A 19,820-nucleotide genomic window follows, 5' to 3' on the forward strand; every position below is an offset into this window, starting at 1 on the left:
ATGGCCGTCGGTCTGTCGGCACCCCAGACCCTCCTGCCCGTTCCGGGCGTTCGGCTCGCAGCCGTCGAGGCGGGCATCCGCTATCGCGATCGAGATGACCTGGCGCTGATCGAACTGGCCCCGGGGGCGCGGGCCGCGGTGGCGCTGACCAATAATGTCTTCGCGGCTGCACCCGTTCGGCTTTGTCGGGAACACCGTGGCCGAACCGGCCGAGCACGCGCCTGGCTGATCAATAGTGGCAACGCCAACGCCGGAACCGGCGAGGCGGGTGTGCGGGCAGCCCGCGATAGTTGTCAGGCCGTCGCCAGCGCCCTGGGTTGTACCGTCGAAGACATCTGGCCGTTTTCCACCGGCGTGATCGGTGAGCTGCTCCCCGGAGATCGCATCACCGCAGCCATTCCTGCCGCCGTCCAGCAGTTACAGGCCGATGCCTGGCTGCCGACCGCGCGGGCCATCATGACCACGGATTCGTTGCCCAAGGGGCTGAGCCGCACGGTTTCGCTGCCGGACGGTCGTCATTTCACGGTCACGGGAATCGGCAAGGGCGCCGGGATGATCCGCCCTGATATGGCGACGATGCTGGCGTTTGTTGCCACCGACGCCCCCCTGTCCCAGGCCGCCGTCGAGCAGATTCTGTCCCGCGCCGTGGACGCCAGTTTTCACTGCATTACGGTGGACGGCGATACGTCGACCAACGATGCCTGTGCGCTGGCCGCAACCGGCCCGGGCGCGCAGATTGAAATTGGCTCCGCAGCGTACCGCCTGTGCCGCGATGCGATCATCGAGGTGTGTCAGCATCTCGCCCAGTCCATGGTCCGAGACGGCGAGGGCGCGAGCAAGTTCGTGACGGTACGGGTCGAAGGGGGCCGCTCGGTGGATGAAGCACGCAAGGTCGCCATGACCGTCGCCCACTCTCCTCTGGTCAAAACGGCCTGGTTTGCCAGCGATCCCAACTGGGGGCGTGTGCTGGCCGCTGTCGGACGCAGTGGCCTGGAGGGGCTGCGCATTGATCAGATCGGCCTCTGGATCGACGAGGAGCGCGTGCTGGAAGGTGGGGAGCCCGCGGCCGGTTATGCCGAATCACGGGCCTCCGAAGCGATGCAGCGAGACGCCTTTACGGTCCGTATCGACCTTGGGCGTGGGTCTGCGCAGGCCGTGATCTGGACCTGCGATCTTGGGCACGAGTACGTCAGGATTAACGCCGAATACCGGTCCTGATGCTGCATATCGCGGTTGGCGTGCTGCGGCGCGGGTCCGAGGTGTTGATCAGTCAGCGCCTTGCGGGTAAGCCGGGGGCCGGCCAATGGGAGTTTCCCGGTGGCAAGCTCGAGCCGGGCGAAACGGTGACTCAGGCGCTACGTCGGGAACTGGCCGAAGAGCTGGGCGTGGAGGTGCTTGATCACCAACCGTTGATGCGGCTGGTGCATCAATATCCTGACCGTACTGTGCTGCTCGACACCTGGCTGGTGAATCGATGGAAACAAGAACCGTCAGGTCGGGAAGGGCAGGCGACGCGTTGGTGTCCGGTGGAGGCCTTGTCGACGGCGGGCCTGCTTGCAGCTGATCAACCTCTGGTGGCTGCCCTGCAATGGCCCGCGTGCTACGCCTTCACCCCTGATCACTGGTCGGCAAACGACCTGCTGTCGATTCGACAGCAGCTGGCCACTTCGGCCGTGCTGACTCGGTTGCGCTTGCCTCGGCTAAGCGATACGGCATATCGCGATCTTGTTCTTCGGCTGCTGGATAGCGGGGTGCAGCGGCTTGCCGTCGACCGAACGGAAATCGATTGGGCAGCGGCGGCCGCAGCCGAGCGATTGATCTTGCACTTGCCAGGCCATGCCCTGGAGAGCGCCGGCAGCCAGGCACCTGCCTGGGCCGGTGGCTGCGTCGTGTCTTGCCATGACCAGAAGACATCTCAGCAAGCGGCTCAATGGGGCGCGCAAACACTGGTGATCGGCTCTGCTCGGCGCACGGCCACCCATCCCGACCGGTTGCCTGCCGGCTGGTCGGAACTGCGCCGGTTAGCGGATGGTGCCGGGCTGCCCTGCTATGCGATCGGTGGACTGACACCGCGTGATCTGTCGGTGGCTCGCCGGGCCGGCTGCTTTGCTGTCGCCGGCATTCGTGGGTTCTGGCCGCGTTCGGCCTAGGACTCGTCAGAGGGCGCGTTGTCCGGGTCCCCAGGGGGGCCGGGAATACGATGGTCCTCGTCTAGCCAGGCTCCGAGGTCGATGAGCTTGCAGCGACGGCCGCAAAACGGACGCCATGGGTTTTCGGGCGTGGCCTTGGCCAGCTGGCCGCAGTGAGGGCAGCGAACGAGACGAGCGGGTTCGGGCATGGTGACGGTTGTACGATTTTCGGGGCGGACGCCTAGCCAATGCCACAGCAGGCGAGCTGGAACTCGATGTTCTCGCGGACCTGATGGCTTCGGCTGCTGGTTTCGCGTGTTTCCATGAAGCGCACGGTAAATCGATGCTTGCCGGCGCTGATTTCGGGGTGGACCCGTTGTTGCGCTGCGACGCCAATACGCAGCATCTGCCGCGGGCCGTCCAGCGACTGAACGTGAATGCCGTCCTGGGCGATGACGGTGCGCGGCACAGCGCTGCCACGGATCAAGTCGAGATCGAGGTCGATGGCGCGTTCAAAGGCGCCGATATCGGCACACCAGGCATCGAGATCACGCGCGGACTCTTCCAGCGGACGTCGTAGCCAAAGCTCAAAGTTCGGTAGGTCGAACCCGGTGGTCCCCCCGGGAATGGCAATGCGGTTGGCAATGCTGACGAGAAAATCGTTATTTCGCAGCGCCGCCCCAGCAAACTGAGTCGACAGGCCCTGAATGGAATGAATCGCGTGGTCGATTTTCTGCAAGACATCCGTCAAGCGGTCGTCATTCACGCCGGGTCGCGCCTCGAGTCGTCGGAGGTGCGCGTGCTGCTCCCCCAACTCCTTGGTGATGTCACCCTTGAGGTCGCTGCGGCCGAGCAGCAGGAAAATATCAAGCAGAGCGCCAACCGCAGCCCGTCGCCCCCAGTAACTGGCGTCGCCCCGGTGATGGCGTAGGCGTTTGAACAGGAACTCCAGACGCAAGTAGGTCCGCACCCGTTCATTGAGTGGCTGTTCGAACCAGATCGTATTGTTCGTCGGTTCCTGACCTGTCATCCAAGCAAACGCCCTGCGTTGAACCGGCATTGTAACGAGATCGTGAAGGCTTGCTCAGGCATTTATTGCGGCGCCGTCATGGGCTTGCCACCGGCCAGCTCTAGATAGCGTTGATGCAGGGCGTGGACCTGTGGCGCTAGCGCCTCATAAGGGCCCGAGTTGTCGATGACGTCATCCGCGACTGCCAGGCGCGTATCGCGATTGGCCTGAGCCTGGATCATCCGATCCGCCAACGGACCGTCGATATCGTCTCGCTGCATGAGCCGCTGACGCTGCAGCGCAGGCGGCGTGTCGACCAGCAGCACCCGGTCCACCATGGCTTGCAGCCCGGACTCCACCAATAACGGAATCGCCAGCACACAGTACGCCGCGCTCTGGCGAGCGCGCCAGTCGTTCATTGCGGTGCGGACGGCCGGGTGCACGATGGATTCCAGTACCTTTCGGTCGGCGGGTTGATGGAACACCCGGGTCCGTAATGCCGCACGGTCCAGTGCGCCCTCTGCGGTCAGAATATCCTGGCCGAAGTGCTTGATGATCGCGTCCAGCGCAGGGGTGCCGGGCTCGACCACATCCCGTGCAGCCTGGTCGGCGTCCAGTACGGGGACCCCCGAGGCGATGAGCAGATCCGCAACGGCTGTCTTGCCGCTGGCAATCCCCCCCGTCAGCCCGACCGTCCAAGTCATCCTGTCTGCAGGCCGGCGAAGGACAGATAGGATTGCCAGATCGCATCGCCCCACAGCATCGCAATCCAGCCAGCAGCGGCGATAAACGGACCGAACGGCATGGGCTGATCGCGACGCAATGCACCGGAGGCCATCAGCACGCCACCCAGCACCGCGCCCACGACGGACGACAGCAGAATAATCAGCGGCAGGCTGTCCCAACCCAGCCAGGCGCCGAACACGGCCAGCAACTTGAAGTCGCCATGCCCCATGCCTTCCTTGCCGGTGAGCAGTCGAAACGCATGAAACACCAGCCACAGTGACAAATAGCCCGCTGCCGCGCCGATGATGGCATCGGCAGGTGAAACCCAGCCACCAAACACGCTCAGCAGCAGGCCGGCCCACAGCGCGGGCAGCGTCAGGCTGTCCGGCAGGAGCTGGTGATCCAGGTCGATGCCGGATAGCGCCACCAGGCCCCAGGTCAGCGCAATGGCCGCACCGCCCATGAGCCCGAAGCCCAACTGCCAGGCCACGAGTACGCTGAGCACGGCGGTGAGCAGTTCCACCAAGGGATAACGCAGGCTAATCGACTGATCGCAGCCCCGACAGCGTCCACGCAGCAGCAGGTAGCTAACCACCGGGATGTTGTCGTACCACGCGATGGGACGCTGACAACCCGGACAATGCGAACCGGGGCGTAGCAGCGACACCGACGGCGCAGGGGCTTCAGGTAACTCCAACAGCAGGTGACACTCCTGTCGCCAGCCGGCCTGCATCATCTGCGGTAGCCGATGAATGACCACATTGAGAAAGCTGCCAACCAGCAGGCTGAGTACCCCGACCGTCGTCATCCACAACGCCGGTGAGGATTGGAGCAATTCGATCACAGGGGTGTCCGTTGGCGGAGCCGGGGTTGAGCGTTGTTCAGACCACCGACCCGAGCTTGAAGATCGGGAGATACATGGCGACGACCAGACCACCGACCAGCACGCCGAGCACCGCCATGATCAGCGGCTCAAGCAGGCTGGACAGGTTGTCGACCAGGTTGTCGACCTCTTCCTCGTAGAAGTCCGCCACTTTTGCGCACATGGAATCGAGTGCACCCGATTCTTCCCCGATCGCAATCATCTGAACGGCCATGCTCGGGAATAGTGCGACCTGGGCCATGGTCACCTGAAGCTGCTGGCCGGTCGATACTTGGTCTTTCATCTGCAGCACGGCTTCTTCGTAGACGATGTTCCCGGCAGCCCTTGCAACGGAATCCAGCGCGTCGACCAGTGGCACACCGGCGGCAAACATGGTCGATAGTGTCCGGGCGAAGCGCGCCACGGCCGACTTGTTGAGGATGTCGCCGACCACCGGCAGGCGCAGCATGATCCGGTCCTGCGCGCGGCGATATCCGCGGAACCGCCGATGGCATTGGACGTGGGTGACGCCGATGGCAATCAGAATGCCCAGCACCATCCACCATTTGGTCTGTACGAACTGGGACAGGCTGATGATCATTTTGGTGAAGGCCGGCAAGTCGGCTCCAAAGCCGACGAACAGGTCCTCAAACTGCGGCACCACGAAGTACAGCAGAATGCCCGTGACGATGAACGCCACGACAATCACAGCGGCGGGATAGGTCAGGGCTTTCTTGACCTTCTTCTTGATGGCCTCGGTCTTTTCTTTATAGGTCGCGATCTTGTCCAGCAGGGCTTCCAGGGCACCGGAACGCTCGCCGGCATCGACCAGGTTCACGAACAAATCGTCGAAATACTTCGGGTGCTTGGCCAGGGATTCGGCAAAGGTTGATCCCCCCTCGATCTCGGTTCGGATCTCACCGATCATTTCGCCCATGGCGGGGTTTTCATGTCCCTTGCCGACAATATCCAGCGCCTGAACCAGCGGCACGCCGGCCTGCATCATCGTCGCCATCTGTCGGGAGAAGATGGCGATGTCGCCGGATTCGATCTTCTTCTTGCGCTTGCCGAACAGCTCGGTTTTCTTGCGCACGCTGATCGGGTTGATGCCCTGCTTGCGCAGCTGGACCTTGACGAGGGCGTCGCTTAGCGCCTCCATCTGGCCCTTGACCCGGGCGCCATCGCGATTCGTACCCTGCCACTGGAAGGTGGCTTCCTTGACTGCCGCTTTTGCCATGGATGTGCTGTCTCGTGCTGCTAATCGACGGTGACGCGGTTGACTTCGACCAAGCTTGTCACGCCTTGCATGACTTTCTCCAGGCCGGAGCGTCGCAGGTCATTAATGCCTTGCTGCTCGGCCAACTGGGCCAGCTCCATGGCGTTCGAGCCTTCCATGATTGCGCGGCCCATGTCTTCATTGACCGGCATGACCTGATAAATGCCCACACGGCCCTTGTAGCCGGTCCCGCTACAGGCATCACAGCCCTTGGCATCGAACAACGTCAGCTTGTCGAGATCGGACTCCCGGAAGCCTTCCTTGAGAAGTTCCTCCTTGGGAATCTCCACCGGCTGCTTGCACTGCTTGCAGAGCCGGCGAGCCAGACGCTGGGCAATGATCAACGAAACCGACGAGGCAATGTTGTAGGCAGGCACGCCCATGTTGAGCATGCGGGTCAGGGTCTGCGGGGCATCGTTGGTGTGCAGTGTCGACAAGACCAAGTGACCGGTCTGCGCGGCCTTGATCGCGATTTCGGCGGTTTCGAGGTCTCGAATCTCACCCACCATGATCACGTCGGGATCTTGGCGCAGAAATGCCTTGAGGGCAGAGGCGAAGGTCAGACCGACTTTTGGATTGACATTGACCTGGTTGATGCCGGGCAGGTTGATTTCTGCCGGGTCCTCGGCCGTCGAGATGTTTCGATCCGCCGTGTTGAGTATGTTCAGGCCGGTATAAAGCGACACCGTTTTACCACTACCCGTCGGGCCCGTGACGAGAATCATGCCGTAAGGCTTGTTCAGGTATTTGAGGTACAAGTCCTTCTGGTGCGGCTCGTAGCCCAGGGCATCAATCCCCAGCTGCGCGCTGGACGGATCGAGAATACGTAGCACGATTTTTTCGCCGAACAGTGTCGGGCAGGTGTTGACGCGAAAATCGATGGCCTTGGTCTTGGACAGGTTCAGTTTGATGCGCCCGTCCTGGGGGATGCGTCGCTCGGCCAGGTCCATCCGCGACATGACCTTGAGTCGTGCTGCCAGACGCATGCCGAGCTGCACGGGCGGCGTGGCGGCCTCCTGCAGGATGCCGTCCTGGCGATAGCGGATGCGGTATTTCTTTTCGTAGGGCTCGAAATGGATATYCGAGGCGCCCCGATTAATTGCATCGAGCAAGATTTTGTTGACGAAACGGACGACCGGGGCTGATTCGGTATCGGCGCGGGTGATGTTGTCGTCGTCGGCCTCGTCTTCTCCATCGCTCAGGTCGAGGTTTTCAAGATCGTCATCGCCAACATCCAGCGAGGCCGCCTCGATGGCGTTGAGGACGGTCTCGATGGTCTGGTCGAGCTTGTCGTCCTCTACCAGCACGGGCTCGGTCGCCAGACCGGTGTTGAACTTGATTTCATCCAGACCCTGAAGATTCGTCGGGTCGGACGTTGCGACGTAGAGTTTTTTGCCTCGCTTGTACAGCGGCAGCGCGCGGTGCTTGCGAATCAGCGTTTCACTGACATCGCCTGTGGGCGCGTACTCCATGTTCATGGCGTTGAGGTCGAGTAGCGACAGCCCGAATTCCCGGCTTGCCGCCATGCCGACATCGACGGCAGAGGCCAGCTGATGCGAGACAATCCAATGCACCAGCGGCATACGCTCCTTGGCCGCTTTGGCCTGGGCGTCGCGTGCGGCGGCATCGGTCAACAGCCCCTCATTGATCAGGCGGCGGGCCAATCCCCCGATGTATCCCACCTGAACGGTCTGATCTCCGGCTGTCACGACGGTCTCCTGCGGCTAAGTCGTTCTCAACCTGCTGGATGGTAGTCCATGCATGCAGGTGAACCAAATGCTTCGAGGCCCTAGTCACGCCCGCGCGCACCAGGGCAGAGAGCGGGCTGCGCCCGACGAACGGTTGCGGGTGGCTGTCCTGATTGTTGTTTTCTCTGCGTTTTACACGATGTGGGTGCTGAGAGCCCACAAATTCACATCAAACACGGAGAACTACAATGAAAGCATTGATTGTCTTGCTCGGTTTGTTCTATTCGGTCGTCGGCTTCGCCGGGCCGGTCAATATCAATACGGCGGATGCCAAGACCCTGGCGTCGGAGCTGGATGGCGTGGGGCCTGTCACGGCAGAACGCATCGTGGCGTATCGCGAGGAACATGGGGTGTTCAAGTCTGCCGAAGAACTCAAGGCCGTCCGCGGCGTGGGCGACAAGACCTATGCCAAGAACGCCGAGAACATTTTGCTGAAATAGCGGGTTTTGCGGGGAGCCGTTTCGGCTCCCCGCTGTTGTGCTGGGCCGCGGGGCTACAGCCTGTTGCAATCGGCGCGCCGTGCAATACGCCCGCCTACATCCTCGGATAATTGGCCGGTCTGCCCGTCGATGGATTGACCGCCGGCCAGCGAGCCGAGTTGGCTCGCCAGCGTGAAGGCATCGTGTCCCAGGGCGTAGAACTGGGGAAATGCACCATCGCCGGTTCCGCTGCCGCGCGGTCCACAAAGCAGTACCCCATCGAGGTCACGCTCGGCTTCGGTGTTGCTGCGCCCTCCCAAGGCGGCATCGGGTGCGTAAATTGGCAGGTCCACCGCATGATGAAATCTGAGTAGCGGCACGATCAGCCGCGCATCGCGCGATTTTGCCGCCAGAAAGAGCAAATCGATTTGCCGAGACCCTTGCAGACGATCCGGCCGCGTGTCCTGCCACAGCGGTCTGTGGGTGTCGGGTTGCAGCAAGTGCCGGACCGCGTCTTGGAGATCGGCGCCTCCAGGCCAGAACCGCGTTTGACGCACGATGTGGCCGCCCAGTGCCTCGAATCGGTCGAGAAAGCCGAGACCCACGCGTCGCCCCCAGTCATCATCGGCAAACAAAACGGCGGCCCTGCGCATGCCGCGGGCAATGGCCTGTTCGGCGGCTGCAGCCGCGTCGTCCTCTGGGGCCAGCCCGAACTGCCAAAGATTCGCCGCCCCCCAAGCGCTACGCGGCCCGTAGTTCAGCGCCAGCGTGAGTACCGACAGGCCACTTTGCTGCGCCAGACGCTCGACGGCGGATTTATCCAGTGGGCCGATAATCAGGTCAGGGCGGTAGCCAGCGGCGGCCTGGTAAGTGGCCATGCCGCCGGACGGGCCACTGTCGAAGACTCGCAGGCTGATATCCGGGTAGGCGCGCGACGCATCGAGCAAACCATCGACCAGCGCTTGGCCGGCCCCGCCCAGCGCGCCGCTGGTCGGGGCGACAACGGCGATGCGCTGCGGCCGCGGGGCATAGCTGTGGGCGCGGGGGTGCGTCGGTCGGTGCAGGGGCAGGTCGACCTGGAGCGTTCGCAGAATGGATGCACGCGCCGGATGATCCGGGTATTGCCGCTCCCATTGCCGCAGCGCCTCGGCAAGGTCCCAGTTCGAACCGGCGGCTTGGCGATGCGTCCGCGCGAGTGCCCACCAGCCCTCGGCAGTCCACGGTGTGGCCTGCGGCGGCCGGGCGAGCGCTGTTGATGGCAGACGTTGCAGCAGGCGCCAGATCTGGTGCGCGTTATGGTCGCGATGCTCCAAGCGGCTCAGGGCCGGGTGGGCCCACAGGCGCTCGACAATCGCGGCCGTGAACTGACCGCGATCCTCCAGGGTGCCGGCACTGGCCAGGCGCTGTGCGGCGTAGTCAGACTGGGCGCCGAGAGCTGGCGGCAGCGCGACGAGTGCAAGGCAGAGCAGCCGGAGCGCCACGCGCTGCCGGCTGGAATGACTAGAACATCTCCGACTGATCGGCCTGCTCCGACGGTGCATGACGAGACGGAATGTGGTCACCGGTGATCATCTGCGCATAGCTCATGCCCGGGCCGACCATCGGATAGACACCGGCTTCCGGATCGATGATGACCTCAAGAAACGCAGGGCCGTCGAACTCAACGAAATCCTTCACGACAGCGTCGATATCCGCGGTCTGGTCCAGGCGTTTCGCCCAGGGGAATCCGTCGGCCTCGGCGGCCTTGACGAAATCCTTCTTGTGCAGCGATTTGTCGGAGAAGGCGAAGCGACCTTTAAAGAACAGCCGCTGCCACTGCTTGACCATGCCGTCGCCGTAGTTGTTCAACACCACGACCTTGACCGGCAGGTTGTAGGTCGTGACGGTTTCCAATTCGCCCAGGTTCATGCGGATGCTGGCGTCGCCGTCGATGTCGATGACGATTTTGCCGGGCTGCGCGAACTGTGCGCCAATCGCCGCGGGCAGGCCGAAGCCCATGGTGCCCATGGAGCCCGATGTCAGCCAGAGCCGTGGTTCGCGGAAATCAAAATACTGGGCTGCCCACATCTGATGCTGGCCGACGCCGGTCGCGATGACCGCCTCGCCTCCGGTCAGCCTGTTAATGGCTTCCAGGACAGCATAGGGCTGAATCAACTCGCTCTCGCGGTCGTAATTCATGGCGTAGGTCGACTTCAGTTCGGCGATGTGGCTGTGCCAGGCCGAGAAGTCGGTTTGCAGCTGCCGGTTCTGGCCGAAGCCCAGCAATGCTTCGAGTGCTGGCGCCAGGCGACCGACATGATGCCAGTGCACCGGTTTGACCTTGCCGATCTCCGATGCGTCGATATCGAAGTGCGCGATGTGCTTGGCCTTGGGCGCAAAGCGGTCGGGCACGCCCGCCACGCGATCATCGAAGCGTGCGCCCAGCGTGATCAGAAAATCACAGTCGTCGACGGCATAGTTGGCGTAGGCCGTGCCGTGCATGCCGAGCATGTGCAGCGACCTCGGCTGGGTGGTGTCGTAGCTGCCCAGGCCCATCAGGGTCGTGACCACAGGGATCCCGTAGGCATCTGCGAATGCCCGCATGGCCTGGCTGGCCTCGCTGGAAATCACCCCCCCACCCGCGTAGATCAGCGGTCGTTCGGCCTGGTTGAGCAGGGCGAAGAAATCCTCGCAACGTCGTTCGGACAACTGGGCTGTCTCCACGGCGCGCAGGCGCTGCCGATAACCAGGGATGGGAAGCTCGCCGGCGCCGCGGTACGGGCCTGTCCAGTTCTGCACATCCTTGGGCACGTCGATGACCACCGGGCCGGGACGTCCGGTCCGGGCAATCTCGAACGCGGATCGCACGGTGGCTTCCAGGCGCTCGGGTTCGGTGACCAGGAACACATGCTTGGCGCAGTTGCCCATGATGTTGGTCACCGGGGCTTCCTGAAACCCATCGGTCCCGATGGCGCCGGTCGGAACCTGACCACAGATCACCACGATGGGGATGGAGTCGGCCATGCAGTCGCGGACCGGGGTGACACAGTTGGTGGCGCCCGGTCCGGACGTGACCATCGCCACACCCACCCGACCCGAGGCGCGCGCATAGCCCGCAGCCATGAATCCGGCGCCCTGCTCGTTGGCCGGTACGATCAGCGGCATCGCGTCGGCGTGGTCGGCGTTGTAACGAAAGACCGCGTCGTAGGTGGGTAGAATCGCACCACCGGAGTAACCAAAGATGACGTCGACCCCCTGCTCAGCCAGGACGCGGACGATGATCTCGGCACCCGACAGGGTCTCCGGTTCACGTCGCAGGGCAGAGTCGGCTGGGTTCACGGGCGCGCTCGTCATCAGAAGTCACAAGCTGTGTGGGGTGGAACAGCTCAGTTTATCGGAGGCCGGGTTGCGGTGCAGCATTTTCCGCCCGAATTCGCTTGATTTTCGGGGGCGGCCTGATTACCGTGCGCGACTCTTTAAAACCCGGGCCGGGCGTTGCGACACATCATCTCGATCTTGCTGCAGAACGAATCAGGCGCGCTGGCTCGCGTGGCCGGGCTGTTCTCGTCACGTGGCTACAACATCGAATCGTTGTCGGTTGCCCCGACCGATGACCCCGCCGTGTCCCGGTTGACACTGGTCACCACGGGGACAGACCAGGTCATCAATCAGATCAACAAGCAGATCTCCAAGCTCATCGATGTCGTGGACCGGGTCGAATTGACGCGTCGCGGCCATGTTGAGCGTGAATTACTGCTGGTCAAAGTGCGTTTCGTGGTGACATCCAAGGACCGCATGACCGAGTTGCTGGAGCGTTATCACGCTGAAGTCGTCGATCAGGCTGACGGGCTCCGTGTCATCGAAATGACCGGAACCGGCATCGAAGTTGATGACTTCCTGCGCGAATTGCGTGAATTCGTCGAAATTCACGAAGTCGTGCGTAGCGGCGTGGCCGCCATCGCCAGCGGCGATCAGATTCTGGCGCTACGGCATACCGCCTAGCCGCCCTCTCTTTCGACACAGACCGGAGAAACCCCGTGGCATTGAACGTCTACTACGACAAGGACGCTGACCTATCCCTCATCCAGGGCAAGCAGGTGGCGATTCTCGGTTATGGCTCCCAGGGCCATGCCCATGCGTTGAATCTGCATGACAGTGGCGTTTCCGTCACCGTGGGCCTGCGAGAAGGCTCCGGGTCTTGGAAGAAGGCGGAGGCCGCCGGCCTGACGGTTAAGGCACCCGGCGACGCCGTGGACGGCGCCGATGTGATCATGCTGCTCGTGCCCGATGAGCATCAGCAGGCGCTGTACGAGTCCGTGGTGGACCGGATCAAGGAGGGCGCCGCCCTGGCGTTTGCGCACGGGTTCAACATCCACTTCGGCCTGATCGAGCCCCGTGCCGACCTGGACGTCATCATGATTGCCCCCAAGGGCCCCGGTCACACCGTGCGCTCGCATTACAGCAACGGCGGTGGCGTGCCCTGTCTGATCTGCATCCAGCAGGATGCCACCGGCACGGCCAAGGACGTGGCGTTGGCCTATGCATCAGCGATTGGCGGCGGTCGCTCCGGCATCATCGAAACGACATTCCGTGAGGAAACCGAGACCGACCTGTTCGGCGAGCAGGCGGTGCTGTGCGGGGGTGCCTCCGCACTGGTTCAGGCTGGGTTCGAGACGTTGGTTGAAGCCGGCTACGAGCCGGAAATGGCCTATTTCGAGTGCCTCCATGAGCTCAAGCTGATTGTCGACCTGATGTATGAGGGTGGCATTGCCAACATGCGCTACTCGATTTCGAACACCGCTGAATACGGTGACATCACGCGCGGCCCGCGTGTCATCACCGATGAAACCAAGGCGGAGATGCGCAAGATCCTCACCGAGATTCAGAAGGGCGAGTTCGCGCGCGAGTTCATTAACGAAACGCGTACCGGCAGCACCGTACTCAAGGCCACCGCGCGCCACAGCGCCGAGCACCCGATCGAAGCCGTGGGCGCCAAGCTGCGTGGCATGATGCCGTGGATCGCGGCCAACCAGTTGGTCGACAAGACGAAGAACTAGACCGACCGGACGCCGGCGGGCCTGGCCCGCCGGCGGCTCGTCGATCCCGCCATGCGCGTTCGCACGTTTCTCCATATCCCTCATGAAGGCTGGCTGGTCGTGGCCGGCCTGGTGCTGTGTGTCTGGCTGGCCGTGCACGAGCAGCACTGGGTCATCGGGGCCACGCTTTCGATGGCCTGCCTGTTCGGCCTGGGCTACTTCTACGATTCGGAGCGCACGCTTTGTTCCAGCCCGCTGGCGGTTGTGGCTCCGGTCGATGGTCGGGTGGCATCGGTCGAGCTGGTGCATGACGACTATCTGGACCGAAACGCCGTCCGTATTCGCGTGCGGACGGCAGCGCTGGGAGCCTACTGCCTGCGTGCGCCCATCGAAGGCAAGCTCCGGGAGGCCCGCAGTCCTGAGGGAGACCCGAGCGAGCATGTGTCCTGGATTCAGTCGGACGAGGGCGACGACGTATTGATCGCCGCCGGGCGGGGTGGACTCCTAGGCCAGCGACCCTGCATGGTGTCGGTGGGCGAGCGCGTCGGCCACGGTCGGCGATGTGGGCTGAGACGCTTGGCACGGCATATCGATGTTTACGTCGACGAGTCGGCCCGGATCAAGGTCGGCCCGGGGCAGCGAGTCCAGGCCGGGCAGGACGTGCTGGCCACACTGGTCCGCAAGAGCACGGCGACGGAGACGACATGAACGAAGCAGACGACGGCAGCGTAGACACACCGGACCGGCAACGTCGCCGAGGTATTTACCTGCTACCCAATTTGTTCACGACGGCCACGCTGTTCGGGGGGTTCTACGCGATCATCGCCTCTTTGCGCGGCGAGTTTGTTCCAGCGGCCATGGCGATTTTTGCCGCCATGATTGCAGACACCCTGGATGGCCGTGTCGCGCGCCTGACCAACACCCAGACCGACTTCGGCAAGGAATATGACTCGTTGTCGGACATGGTCACCTTTGGCCTGGCCTCGGGTGTAGTGATCTACATCTATACCCTGCATGCCCTCGAAGGGACGATTCCCTACGGTGGCAAGCTGGCCTGGTTGGGGGCGTTTGTCTACACCGCCTGCGCCGCACTTCGGCTGGCGCGTTTCAATGTCTCCACACATCTCACCGGTGGCAAGGGGTATTTCTTCGGTCTGCCCAGTCCGTCCGCGGCCGGCGTCACCGCTGGATTCGTCTGGGTGTGCGCGGCCATGGATGTGTCCGGCGAGTCGCCGCTGGTGGCCATCGTCGGGTTTGTGCTGACGATCATGGCGGCCCTGTTGATGATTAGTAACGTGCGCTTCTACAGCTTCAAGGATCTGAACCTCAAAGAGCGCGTCCCGTTCATTTATATCGTCGCTGTCGTCGGGCTGTTCGTGCTGGTGTCCTTTGATCCGCCCAAGGTCGCCTTCGCCGTGTTTCTGACCTATGCGGTGTCCGGACCGGTCATCACGCTGGCCCGCCGGCGTCGCAAGCGTCTGGCAACGTAGCCAGAGCTCAAGTCCGACCCAGATCCGCCGTTGACGTAGTGAGCACGGCGGATACTCCGCCGGTTGGCTTGAACATTGTGAGACTGACGCTATAGTCCATGACCATGAAGCCAAGCATCCTGACGTTTGATGCGCATCGCGCCGGCCGCAAGGCCCTGGCGCTGCTTTCGGCTGGGCATCGACTTCTGCCTTCGGGCAGCTAATCGATCCGCGGACGGCGACCGCATATTCGCCGAACTCCAGTCTCTCGCGCGCCACCCCATGAATGGTCAATAGACCTGAGCCCGTGGCCAGCGCATCATGCAGTACGCCGTCGCGACGCGACGCTCCGAACGTCAGGAGGCCATCATGGCGATGATCCAAGACCCCTCAAGCAAATACCGTCGATTCGACCCGGTTGGTTTGACCGATCGGACCTGGCCCGATCAAGTGCTCACCGCACCGCCCATCTGGTGCAGTGTCGACCTGCGCGATGGGAACCAGGCCCTGATTGAACCGATGGATCGCGAGCGCAAGCTCGAGATGTTCGAGTTGCTGGTTGCGGTGGGATTCAAGCAGATCGAAGTGGGTTTTCCCTCGGCGTCACAGACCGATTTCGACTTTGTCCGCGATTTGATCGAGCAGGATCGCATTCCTGAAGACGTCACCATCCAGGTGCTGACCCAGGCGCGCGAGCCGTTGATTCGTCGCAGCTTCGAGGCGCTGGAAGGCGCGCCTCGTGCCATCGTGCATTTCTACAACGCCACCGCGCCCGTGATGCGTCGCGTGGTCTTCAAGATGGAGCGCGAGGAGGTCATCGAGCTGGCGGTTACGCATGCCCGCATGATTCGTGAACTGGCCGACGCCCGCCCCGCGACCGACTGGACCTTCCAGTATTCACCGGAGATGTACTCGGGCACCGAGCTGGATTTTTCACGGGATATCATCGATGCCGTGGTCGAGGCCTTGGGCAGCACGCCAGACAATCGCTGCATCATCAACCTGCCGTCCACTGTCGAGCGGTCCATGCCCAACGTCTTCGCCGACATGATCGAGTGGACGGGGCGACATCTGCAGCATCGCGATTCGGTGATTCTGTCCGTCCATCCCCATAACGATCGCGGCACCGGCACGGCTGCTGCCGAGTTTGCGATGCTGGCCGGAATCGAGCGCGTGGAAGGCTGTTTGTTTGGCAATGGCGAGCGCACCGGGAATGTGGATATCGTCAATCTGGCGCTGAACCTGTACACCGATGGTATCCATCCGGGGCTGGATTTCTCCGACATCGATGCGATTCGTAGTCGGGTCGAGTATTGCAACCAGCTGCCCGTCCACCCACGGCATCCCTATGTGGGCGAGTTGGTGTACACCTCGTTCTCGGGCTCGCACCAGGATGCGATCAAGAAGGCGTTTGCCGCCCGCGAGGAAGGCGCCATCTGGGAGATGCCCTACCTGCCCATCGATCCGATGGATGTCGGTCGCTCCTATGAAGCCGTGATCCGGGTGAACTCGCAGTCCGGCAAGGGCGGCGTGGCCTACCTGCTCGAGCGCGAGCACGGGCTGGATTTGCCGCGTCGGCTGCAGATCGAGTTCAGCGGTGTGGTGCAGTCGGTGACGGATGCCACCGGACGGGAGATTACGGCGGCAGAACTGTGGAACATCTTTAACGACGAGTACCTGGGCGAAACCGGTGACTACCGGTACCGCGCCCATCAGCTGGTCGAGGACTCGGCCTCGGGACATGTTGATCTCAAGGTGCAGGTCGATGTGAATGGCCAGACCAGAACACTTTCCGCCCAGGGACGCGGGCCCATCGAGGCTTTCGTGTCGGCCTTGTCTGAGGAACTCGGCGAACCCGTGACCGTGGTCGATTACCACGAACACGCCATTGGTGGCGGGGCTGACGCCCGTGCGGCCACCTATATCGAGCTCAAGCTGGGGGCTGGACGTACCCTGTTCGGAGTCGGGATGAACGGCAACATCGTCACGGCGTCGCTGTCGGCCATCATCTCCGGTATTAACCGGGCGCTGGCGGCCCAGCGAGCTGATCGCAGCGCAGCCTGAGGCGTCTGTCTTGACCCGGAACCGGTCTGATTACCTGGCCCTGCTCGGTCTGACCGAGTGGGTGCGTCGTGATGCCTCCGGCGACCACCGCGAAACGGTCGAGCCGGACCTGGAGCGCGCCGTGCCGGTGGCATCGGCCGGGCCGGAGCCGGAGGCCGCGTCGCCGGTGCCGCCCCCTGAGGCGACGGCTTCGGCCGTCGTTTCACGCCCGCCGCCCCCGGTGGCTGCTACGCCGGTCGAGCGCGAACCCGTGGCCGAAGACTGGGAGGGGCTGGCCGCGCAGGTGGCGAGCTGCACTGCCTGCGCGCTGCACGAAACACGGACGCAGGCCGTGTTTGGTGTCGGGCAACGCCAGGCCGAACTCATGCTCGTGGGTGAAGGGCCTGGCGAGCAGGAGGATTTGCGCGGAGAGCCCTTTGTGGGTGCCGCGGGCCAGCTGCTGGATCAGATGCTGGCGGCGATAGGGCAATCCCGGCAGTCGACGGTTTACATCGCCAATGTCGTCAAGTGCCGGCCGCCCGGTAATCGCAAGCCGCATGCCGCGGAAGCCGGAGCCTGTCGCGATTTTCTGGAGGCCCAGATCCGGCTGGTGCAGCCCAAGCTGATCGTGGCGCTGGGCCAGGTCGCAGCGGCGGGTTTGCTGGGTGAGGATGCTCCGGTCGGCCGGATGCGCCAGGGCGCACATGTGCATGCGGCAACGCAGACGCCCGTGATCGTGACCTACCACCCGGCGTACTACCTCCGCCAGCCGCTGGAAAAGCGCAAAGGCTGGGAGGATCTCAAGCGCATACGCGCGCAGCTGACCGCATCGACATGAATGCCGTCGCCAGCGCGTTGAGCTGGACCATCCGGCCGATGCGCCCCGCGGATGTTCCGCGCGTGGCCGCCATCGATCAGGCGGCTTACCGGTTTCCCTGGACCGCCGGCATCTTCGATGACTGTCTGCGCGTGGGGTACAGCAGCTGGGTTGCCCAGTCGGCCAGCGATCGCATCGACGGCTATGCCTTGATGTCGATGGCGGCCGGTGAGGGCCACATCCTCAATATCTGCGTGGACCCCGTGGTTCAGCGAGGTGGTTGCGGCCGGCAGCTGGTTGCGCACTTGTTAGATATCGCGCGAGCGGCCGATCTGCGCATCGTATTCCTGGAAGTCCGACCGACCAATGCAGCCGCGTTGGCGCTTTACGCCGGTTTCGGATTTGACGAGATCGGGCGCCGGCCCAACTACTACCCGGCGGATCAGGGACGCGAGGATGCCATCATGCTGGCCTGGGAGCCCGCCGTCTAGGGCGTCAGTTCGGCTCGCCCTGATTCGGTAGGGCTTGCAGCTCCACCCACTCCGCCGTGCCGAGTGTGCCCGTGTTCAGATGCGCTTCCAGACGCTCGGCGTAGCTGATGGCTTGCTGATAGATGTATGGATCGGCCTCGGCCCGGATCACGTCCGGCAGGTGATCTTCCGGTCCGCAGTTGGCCCAGATGCAACGAATCTGCGTGGATTCGCCCATGGGCGAGCAATCCATCCCCAGCGAACAGGCCGCCAGGGTCCATGCCAGTTCGCTGATCGCCTCGTTAACCTGGGGCGGCTCTGGCGTTTGCAGGGCCAGCAGGCGCGGGGCTGTGGCCAGGGCGTCCGGGTGACCGGATTGCACCAAGGCGATGACCTGCGCGCGGCTGGGTGCGCCGATGTCGGCATCCATACGCCGGTCCAGCCAGCTTTTCATTCGGGCCGCCGGGTGGCCGGCTTCGGCCGCGAGCGTCTGCCAGATCTCGGCGTTCTCCAGCGCCTCGGGCGTCTGGACAAAGCCCTGGCAACGCTCGAACTGGCGTCGATGGTAGACGGCCGAGTTCGGCGGCATGGCCGAGATCACGGTCTCCAGGCTGCGCCGAGCCTCACCTGGCTGATGGCCGGAGCCATATTTCACCGCCAACAGCTCACAGCTGTCGTAGATCCGGCCCAATGTCCACATGGCTTCCGCATCGCCTTCAATGGCCTGTGTCCGAATCGTCTCGGCCAGCTGGTAAAGATCCCGGCTGGCTGTGAACTGCTGCGCCAACGGCCAGTCAGTGCGCCGGGGAGGGGCGGCTTGAGTTGCTCGATTGTCGGGCCCGGTCGGGCGAATGCGGGATGACGTCGGCTTAGCACCAGCTGCCAGCGGTGGGTCATCGACAGCCTCAGGGCCGGACGACGCGAATGGATCGGGCTGCTGGCTCGGGTCAGCCGGGCGGGTGGGTGTCGTGGCTGCGACCAACCACCACACCGCGATAGCCAGGACGATTGGCAGCCCGGCCAGCGCCGCGAATTTCATGGTGTTGGCGCGTCGTCTCGCGGCTTGCGGCGGGCCAGGGACCGTTGGTCTTCGCGGGCTCGCACAGACAGGCGAATCTGCTCGATGTTCTCATGCAGAATGTCGGCCACCAGCCGATCGGTGCGCTCGTTTTGCAGGAACTCGATAATGACGCGCTGCGTGACCTGCGTGCTGGTCGAGACGATGGCATCGAAAAACGGTAGCCGTTTGAGTCGTCCCAGATTCGGGTCGGCGTAGACGGTTTCACGCACGGCGCTTTCGATTTCGTCGGTGTGCTGCTCCAACGCCCGAGCCACATTGCGCGTGTAGGTGCCCTTGTGCAGCACGTCGGCCACCTCGTCGAGCACGTAGATGGTGACGGCGCCGCCAATGAGATTGACCACCCACTGACGCAGCCGGTTCAGCAGGTTATGGGTGAAGGTCTCGCCGAATGCCCGGTCTGCGGCCATGCCGAAGCGTGACAGCACGATCAGGATGCGAATGATGCGGAATAGCCGGAAGCCCCGAATTGCCGGATGCGAGACCGGAATCATGCCGAGAATTTCGTACCAGTTGACCAGCACGAAGCGCCGGCTGAAGCCAAAGGAACGCCACCGCCAGATGAACTCGGCGGCGAAGATTGCGCAGATCGTCACGTCGGCCGCAATGATCATGGCGCGGATGTCCTCGTCGGTCACCCACCAGGTTTCATAGGCCAGCAGGCCGATTGAAACGACGGCCAGCAGCAGCATCAGCCAGTCGATTAAGCGGATGCGGTGTTCCGGGTCTCTGGATTCGGCAATCACCATGTCGTCTGCA

The 19,820-nt window shown here is 63.2% G+C and carries 20 protein-coding genes; 10 read left to right on the plus strand and 10 right to left on the minus strand.

The features are described from left to right. Window positions 1–1,218 (plus strand): bifunctional glutamate N-acetyltransferase/amino-acid acetyltransferase ArgJ, encoded by a 1,218-nt coding sequence (gene argJ, locus DEH80_RS07015; protein ID WP_109719762.1) that lies wholly within the window; start codon window positions 1–3, stop codon window positions 1,216–1,218. Next, window positions 1,218–2,150, plus strand: a complete 933-nt coding sequence (locus tag DEH80_RS07020) for a Nudix family hydrolase (protein ID WP_109719763.1) — start codon at window positions 1,218–1,220, stop codon at window positions 2,148–2,150. The genes argJ and DEH80_RS07020 overlap by 1 nt, the downstream gene beginning before the upstream one ends. On the opposite strand, the gene DEH80_RS07025 is transcribed toward DEH80_RS07020, so the two are convergent. The 6 genes from DEH80_RS07025 to pilB form a co-directional block, all read right to left on the minus strand. Further along, on the minus strand, window positions 2,147–2,338 hold the full coding sequence (locus tag DEH80_RS07025) for a DNA gyrase inhibitor YacG (protein ID WP_109719764.1): 192 nt from the start codon (window positions 2,336–2,338) through the stop codon (window positions 2,147–2,149). The genes DEH80_RS07020 and DEH80_RS07025 overlap by 4 nt on opposite strands. Before the next feature lie 32 nt (window positions 2,339–2,370). After that, window positions 2,371–3,159 (minus strand): cell division protein ZapD, encoded by a 789-nt coding sequence (gene zapD, locus DEH80_RS07030; protein WP_109719765.1) that lies wholly within the window; start codon window positions 3,157–3,159, stop codon window positions 2,371–2,373. A gap of 62 nt (window positions 3,160–3,221) precedes the next feature. After that, window positions 3,222–3,842 carry a dephospho-CoA kinase gene (gene coaE, locus DEH80_RS07035; RefSeq protein WP_109719766.1) on the minus strand — a complete coding sequence of 207 codons (621 nt, stop codon included), beginning with the start codon at window positions 3,840–3,842 and terminating at the stop codon, window positions 3,222–3,224. Beyond that, complete coding sequence (locus DEH80_RS07040) at window positions 3,839–4,708, minus strand: prepilin peptidase (RefSeq protein ID WP_279323116.1); 870 nt, start codon at window positions 4,706–4,708, stop codon at window positions 3,839–3,841. Before DEH80_RS07040 ends, coaE begins: the two co-directional genes overlap by 4 nt. Window positions 4,709–4,745: 37 nt before the next feature. Next, the gene (locus DEH80_RS07045) at window positions 4,746–5,963 is read right to left on the minus strand and encodes a type II secretion system F family protein (protein ID WP_109719768.1); all 1,218 of its coding nucleotides are present in this window, start codon (window positions 5,961–5,963) and stop codon (window positions 4,746–4,748) included. Window positions 5,964–5,983: 20 nt separating this feature from the next. After that, a complete protein-coding gene (gene pilB / locus DEH80_RS07050) occupies window positions 5,984–7,711 on the minus strand; it encodes a type IV-A pilus assembly ATPase PilB (protein WP_243412765.1) in 1,728 nt (575 codons plus the stop codon). A 227-nt stretch (window positions 7,712–7,938) separates the two neighbouring features. Here pilB and DEH80_RS07055 point away from each other — a divergent pair, with 227 nt between their 5' ends. Beyond that, window positions 7,939–8,190: a ComEA family DNA-binding protein gene (locus tag DEH80_RS07055; RefSeq protein ID WP_109719769.1), complete on the plus strand. Its 252-nt coding sequence runs from the start codon at window positions 7,939–7,941 to the stop codon at window positions 8,188–8,190. A gap of 53 nt (window positions 8,191–8,243) precedes the next feature. Here the strand turns inward: DEH80_RS07055 and DEH80_RS07060 are convergent, their stop codons facing one another. Both DEH80_RS07060 and ilvB read right to left on the minus strand, forming a co-directional pair. After that, window positions 8,244–9,650, minus strand: a complete 1,407-nt coding sequence (locus DEH80_RS07060; RefSeq protein WP_165831342.1) for a penicillin-binding protein activator — start codon at window positions 9,648–9,650, stop codon at window positions 8,244–8,246. 19 nt (window positions 9,651–9,669) lie between these two features. Beyond that, entirely contained in the window at window positions 9,670–11,487 is a 1,818-nt protein-coding gene (gene ilvB / locus DEH80_RS07065) for a biosynthetic-type acetolactate synthase large subunit (RefSeq protein ID WP_243412766.1), read from the minus strand. A gap of 156 nt (window positions 11,488–11,643) precedes the next feature. Here ilvB and ilvN point away from each other — a divergent pair, with 156 nt between their 5' ends. From ilvN to rimI, 7 genes are all read left to right on the plus strand, one after another. Next, the gene (gene ilvN, locus DEH80_RS07070; protein ID WP_109719772.1) at window positions 11,644–12,150 is read left to right on the plus strand and encodes an acetolactate synthase small subunit; all 507 of its coding nucleotides are present in this window, start codon (window positions 11,644–11,646) and stop codon (window positions 12,148–12,150) included. Between the two features lie 41 nt (window positions 12,151–12,191). After that, window positions 12,192–13,205 carry a ketol-acid reductoisomerase gene (gene ilvC / locus DEH80_RS07075; RefSeq protein WP_207774529.1) on the plus strand — a complete coding sequence of 338 codons (1,014 nt, stop codon included), beginning with the start codon at window positions 12,192–12,194 and terminating at the stop codon, window positions 13,203–13,205. A 51-nt stretch (window positions 13,206–13,256) separates the two neighbouring features. After that, the gene (locus tag DEH80_RS07080) at window positions 13,257–13,892 is read left to right on the plus strand and encodes a phosphatidylserine decarboxylase (RefSeq protein WP_109719774.1); all 636 of its coding nucleotides are present in this window, start codon (window positions 13,257–13,259) and stop codon (window positions 13,890–13,892) included. Beyond that, a complete protein-coding gene (locus DEH80_RS07085; RefSeq protein WP_109719775.1) occupies window positions 13,889–14,674 on the plus strand; it encodes a CDP-alcohol phosphatidyltransferase family protein in 786 nt (261 codons plus the stop codon). The genes DEH80_RS07080 and DEH80_RS07085 overlap by 4 nt, the downstream gene beginning before the upstream one ends. Before the next feature lie 300 nt (window positions 14,675–14,974). Further along, window positions 14,975–16,717, plus strand: coding sequence for a 2-isopropylmalate synthase (gene leuA, locus DEH80_RS07090; RefSeq protein ID WP_438938288.1), 1,743 nt, complete (start codon window positions 14,975–14,977; stop codon window positions 16,715–16,717). Window positions 16,718–16,727: 10 nt separating this feature from the next. Further along, entirely contained in the window at window positions 16,728–17,534 is an 807-nt protein-coding gene (locus tag DEH80_RS07095) for a uracil-DNA glycosylase (protein ID WP_207774514.1), read from the plus strand. Further along, window positions 17,531–18,004 (plus strand): ribosomal protein S18-alanine N-acetyltransferase, encoded by a 474-nt coding sequence (rimI, locus tag DEH80_RS07100; protein WP_109719776.1) that lies wholly within the window; start codon window positions 17,531–17,533, stop codon window positions 18,002–18,004. Before DEH80_RS07095 ends, rimI begins: the two co-directional genes overlap by 4 nt. A 4-nt stretch (window positions 18,005–18,008) precedes the next feature. Here the strand turns inward: rimI and DEH80_RS07105 are convergent, their stop codons facing one another. Both DEH80_RS07105 and DEH80_RS07110 read right to left on the minus strand, forming a co-directional pair. After that, window positions 18,009–19,022 carry a hypothetical protein gene (locus DEH80_RS07105; protein ID WP_109719777.1) on the minus strand — a complete coding sequence of 338 codons (1,014 nt, stop codon included), beginning with the start codon at window positions 19,020–19,022 and terminating at the stop codon, window positions 18,009–18,011. Further along, on the minus strand, window positions 19,019–19,810 hold the full coding sequence (locus DEH80_RS07110) for an ion transporter (RefSeq protein ID WP_109719778.1): 792 nt from the start codon (window positions 19,808–19,810) through the stop codon (window positions 19,019–19,021). Before DEH80_RS07110 ends, DEH80_RS07105 begins: the two co-directional genes overlap by 4 nt. Window positions 19,811–19,820: the final 10 nt, after the last annotated feature.

Origin of the sequence: Abyssibacter profundi, assembly GCF_003151135.1 — a bacterium.
Lineage (GTDB): Bacteria > Pseudomonadota > Gammaproteobacteria > Nevskiales > OUC007 > Abyssibacter > Abyssibacter profundi.

Excerpts from the sequence above, each read along its gene's own strand:
- rimI (WP_109719776.1), top strand. The coding sequence starts at position 17,531 with ATGAATGCCGTCGCCAGCGCGTTGAGCTGGACCATCCGGCCGATGCGC.
- DEH80_RS07080 (WP_109719774.1), top strand. The coding sequence starts at position 13,257 with ATGCGCGTTCGCACGTTTCTCCATATCCCTCATGAAGGCTGGCTGGTC.
- DEH80_RS07110 (WP_109719778.1), bottom strand. The coding sequence starts at position 19,810 with ATGGTGATTGCCGAATCCAGAGACCCGGAACACCGCATCCGCTTAATC.
- DEH80_RS07025 (WP_109719764.1), bottom strand. The coding sequence starts at position 2,338 with ATGCCCGAACCCGCTCGTCTCGTTCGCTGCCCTCACTGCGGCCAGCTG.
- DEH80_RS07085 (WP_109719775.1), top strand. The coding sequence starts at position 13,889 with ATGAACGAAGCAGACGACGGCAGCGTAGACACACCGGACCGGCAACGT.
- DEH80_RS07105 (WP_109719777.1), bottom strand. The coding sequence starts at position 19,022 with ATGAAATTCGCGGCGCTGGCCGGGCTGCCAATCGTCCTGGCTATCGCG.
- zapD (WP_109719765.1), bottom strand. The coding sequence starts at position 3,159 with ATGACAGGTCAGGAACCGACGAACAATACGATCTGGTTCGAACAGCCA.
- DEH80_RS07055 (WP_109719769.1), top strand. The coding sequence starts at position 7,939 with ATGAAAGCATTGATTGTCTTGCTCGGTTTGTTCTATTCGGTCGTCGGC.
- coaE (WP_109719766.1), bottom strand. The coding sequence starts at position 3,842 with ATGACTTGGACGGTCGGGCTGACGGGGGGGATTGCCAGCGGCAAGACA.
- DEH80_RS07045 (WP_109719768.1), bottom strand. The coding sequence starts at position 5,963 with ATGGCAAAAGCGGCAGTCAAGGAAGCCACCTTCCAGTGGCAGGGTACG.
- leuA (WP_438938288.1), top strand. The coding sequence starts at position 14,975 with ATGCAGTACGCCGTCGCGACGCGACGCTCCGAACGTCAGGAGGCCATC.
- argJ (WP_109719762.1), top strand. The coding sequence starts at position 1 with ATGGCCGTCGGTCTGTCGGCACCCCAGACCCTCCTGCCCGTTCCGGGC.
- DEH80_RS07020 (WP_109719763.1), top strand. The coding sequence starts at position 1,218 with ATGCTGCATATCGCGGTTGGCGTGCTGCGGCGCGGGTCCGAGGTGTTG.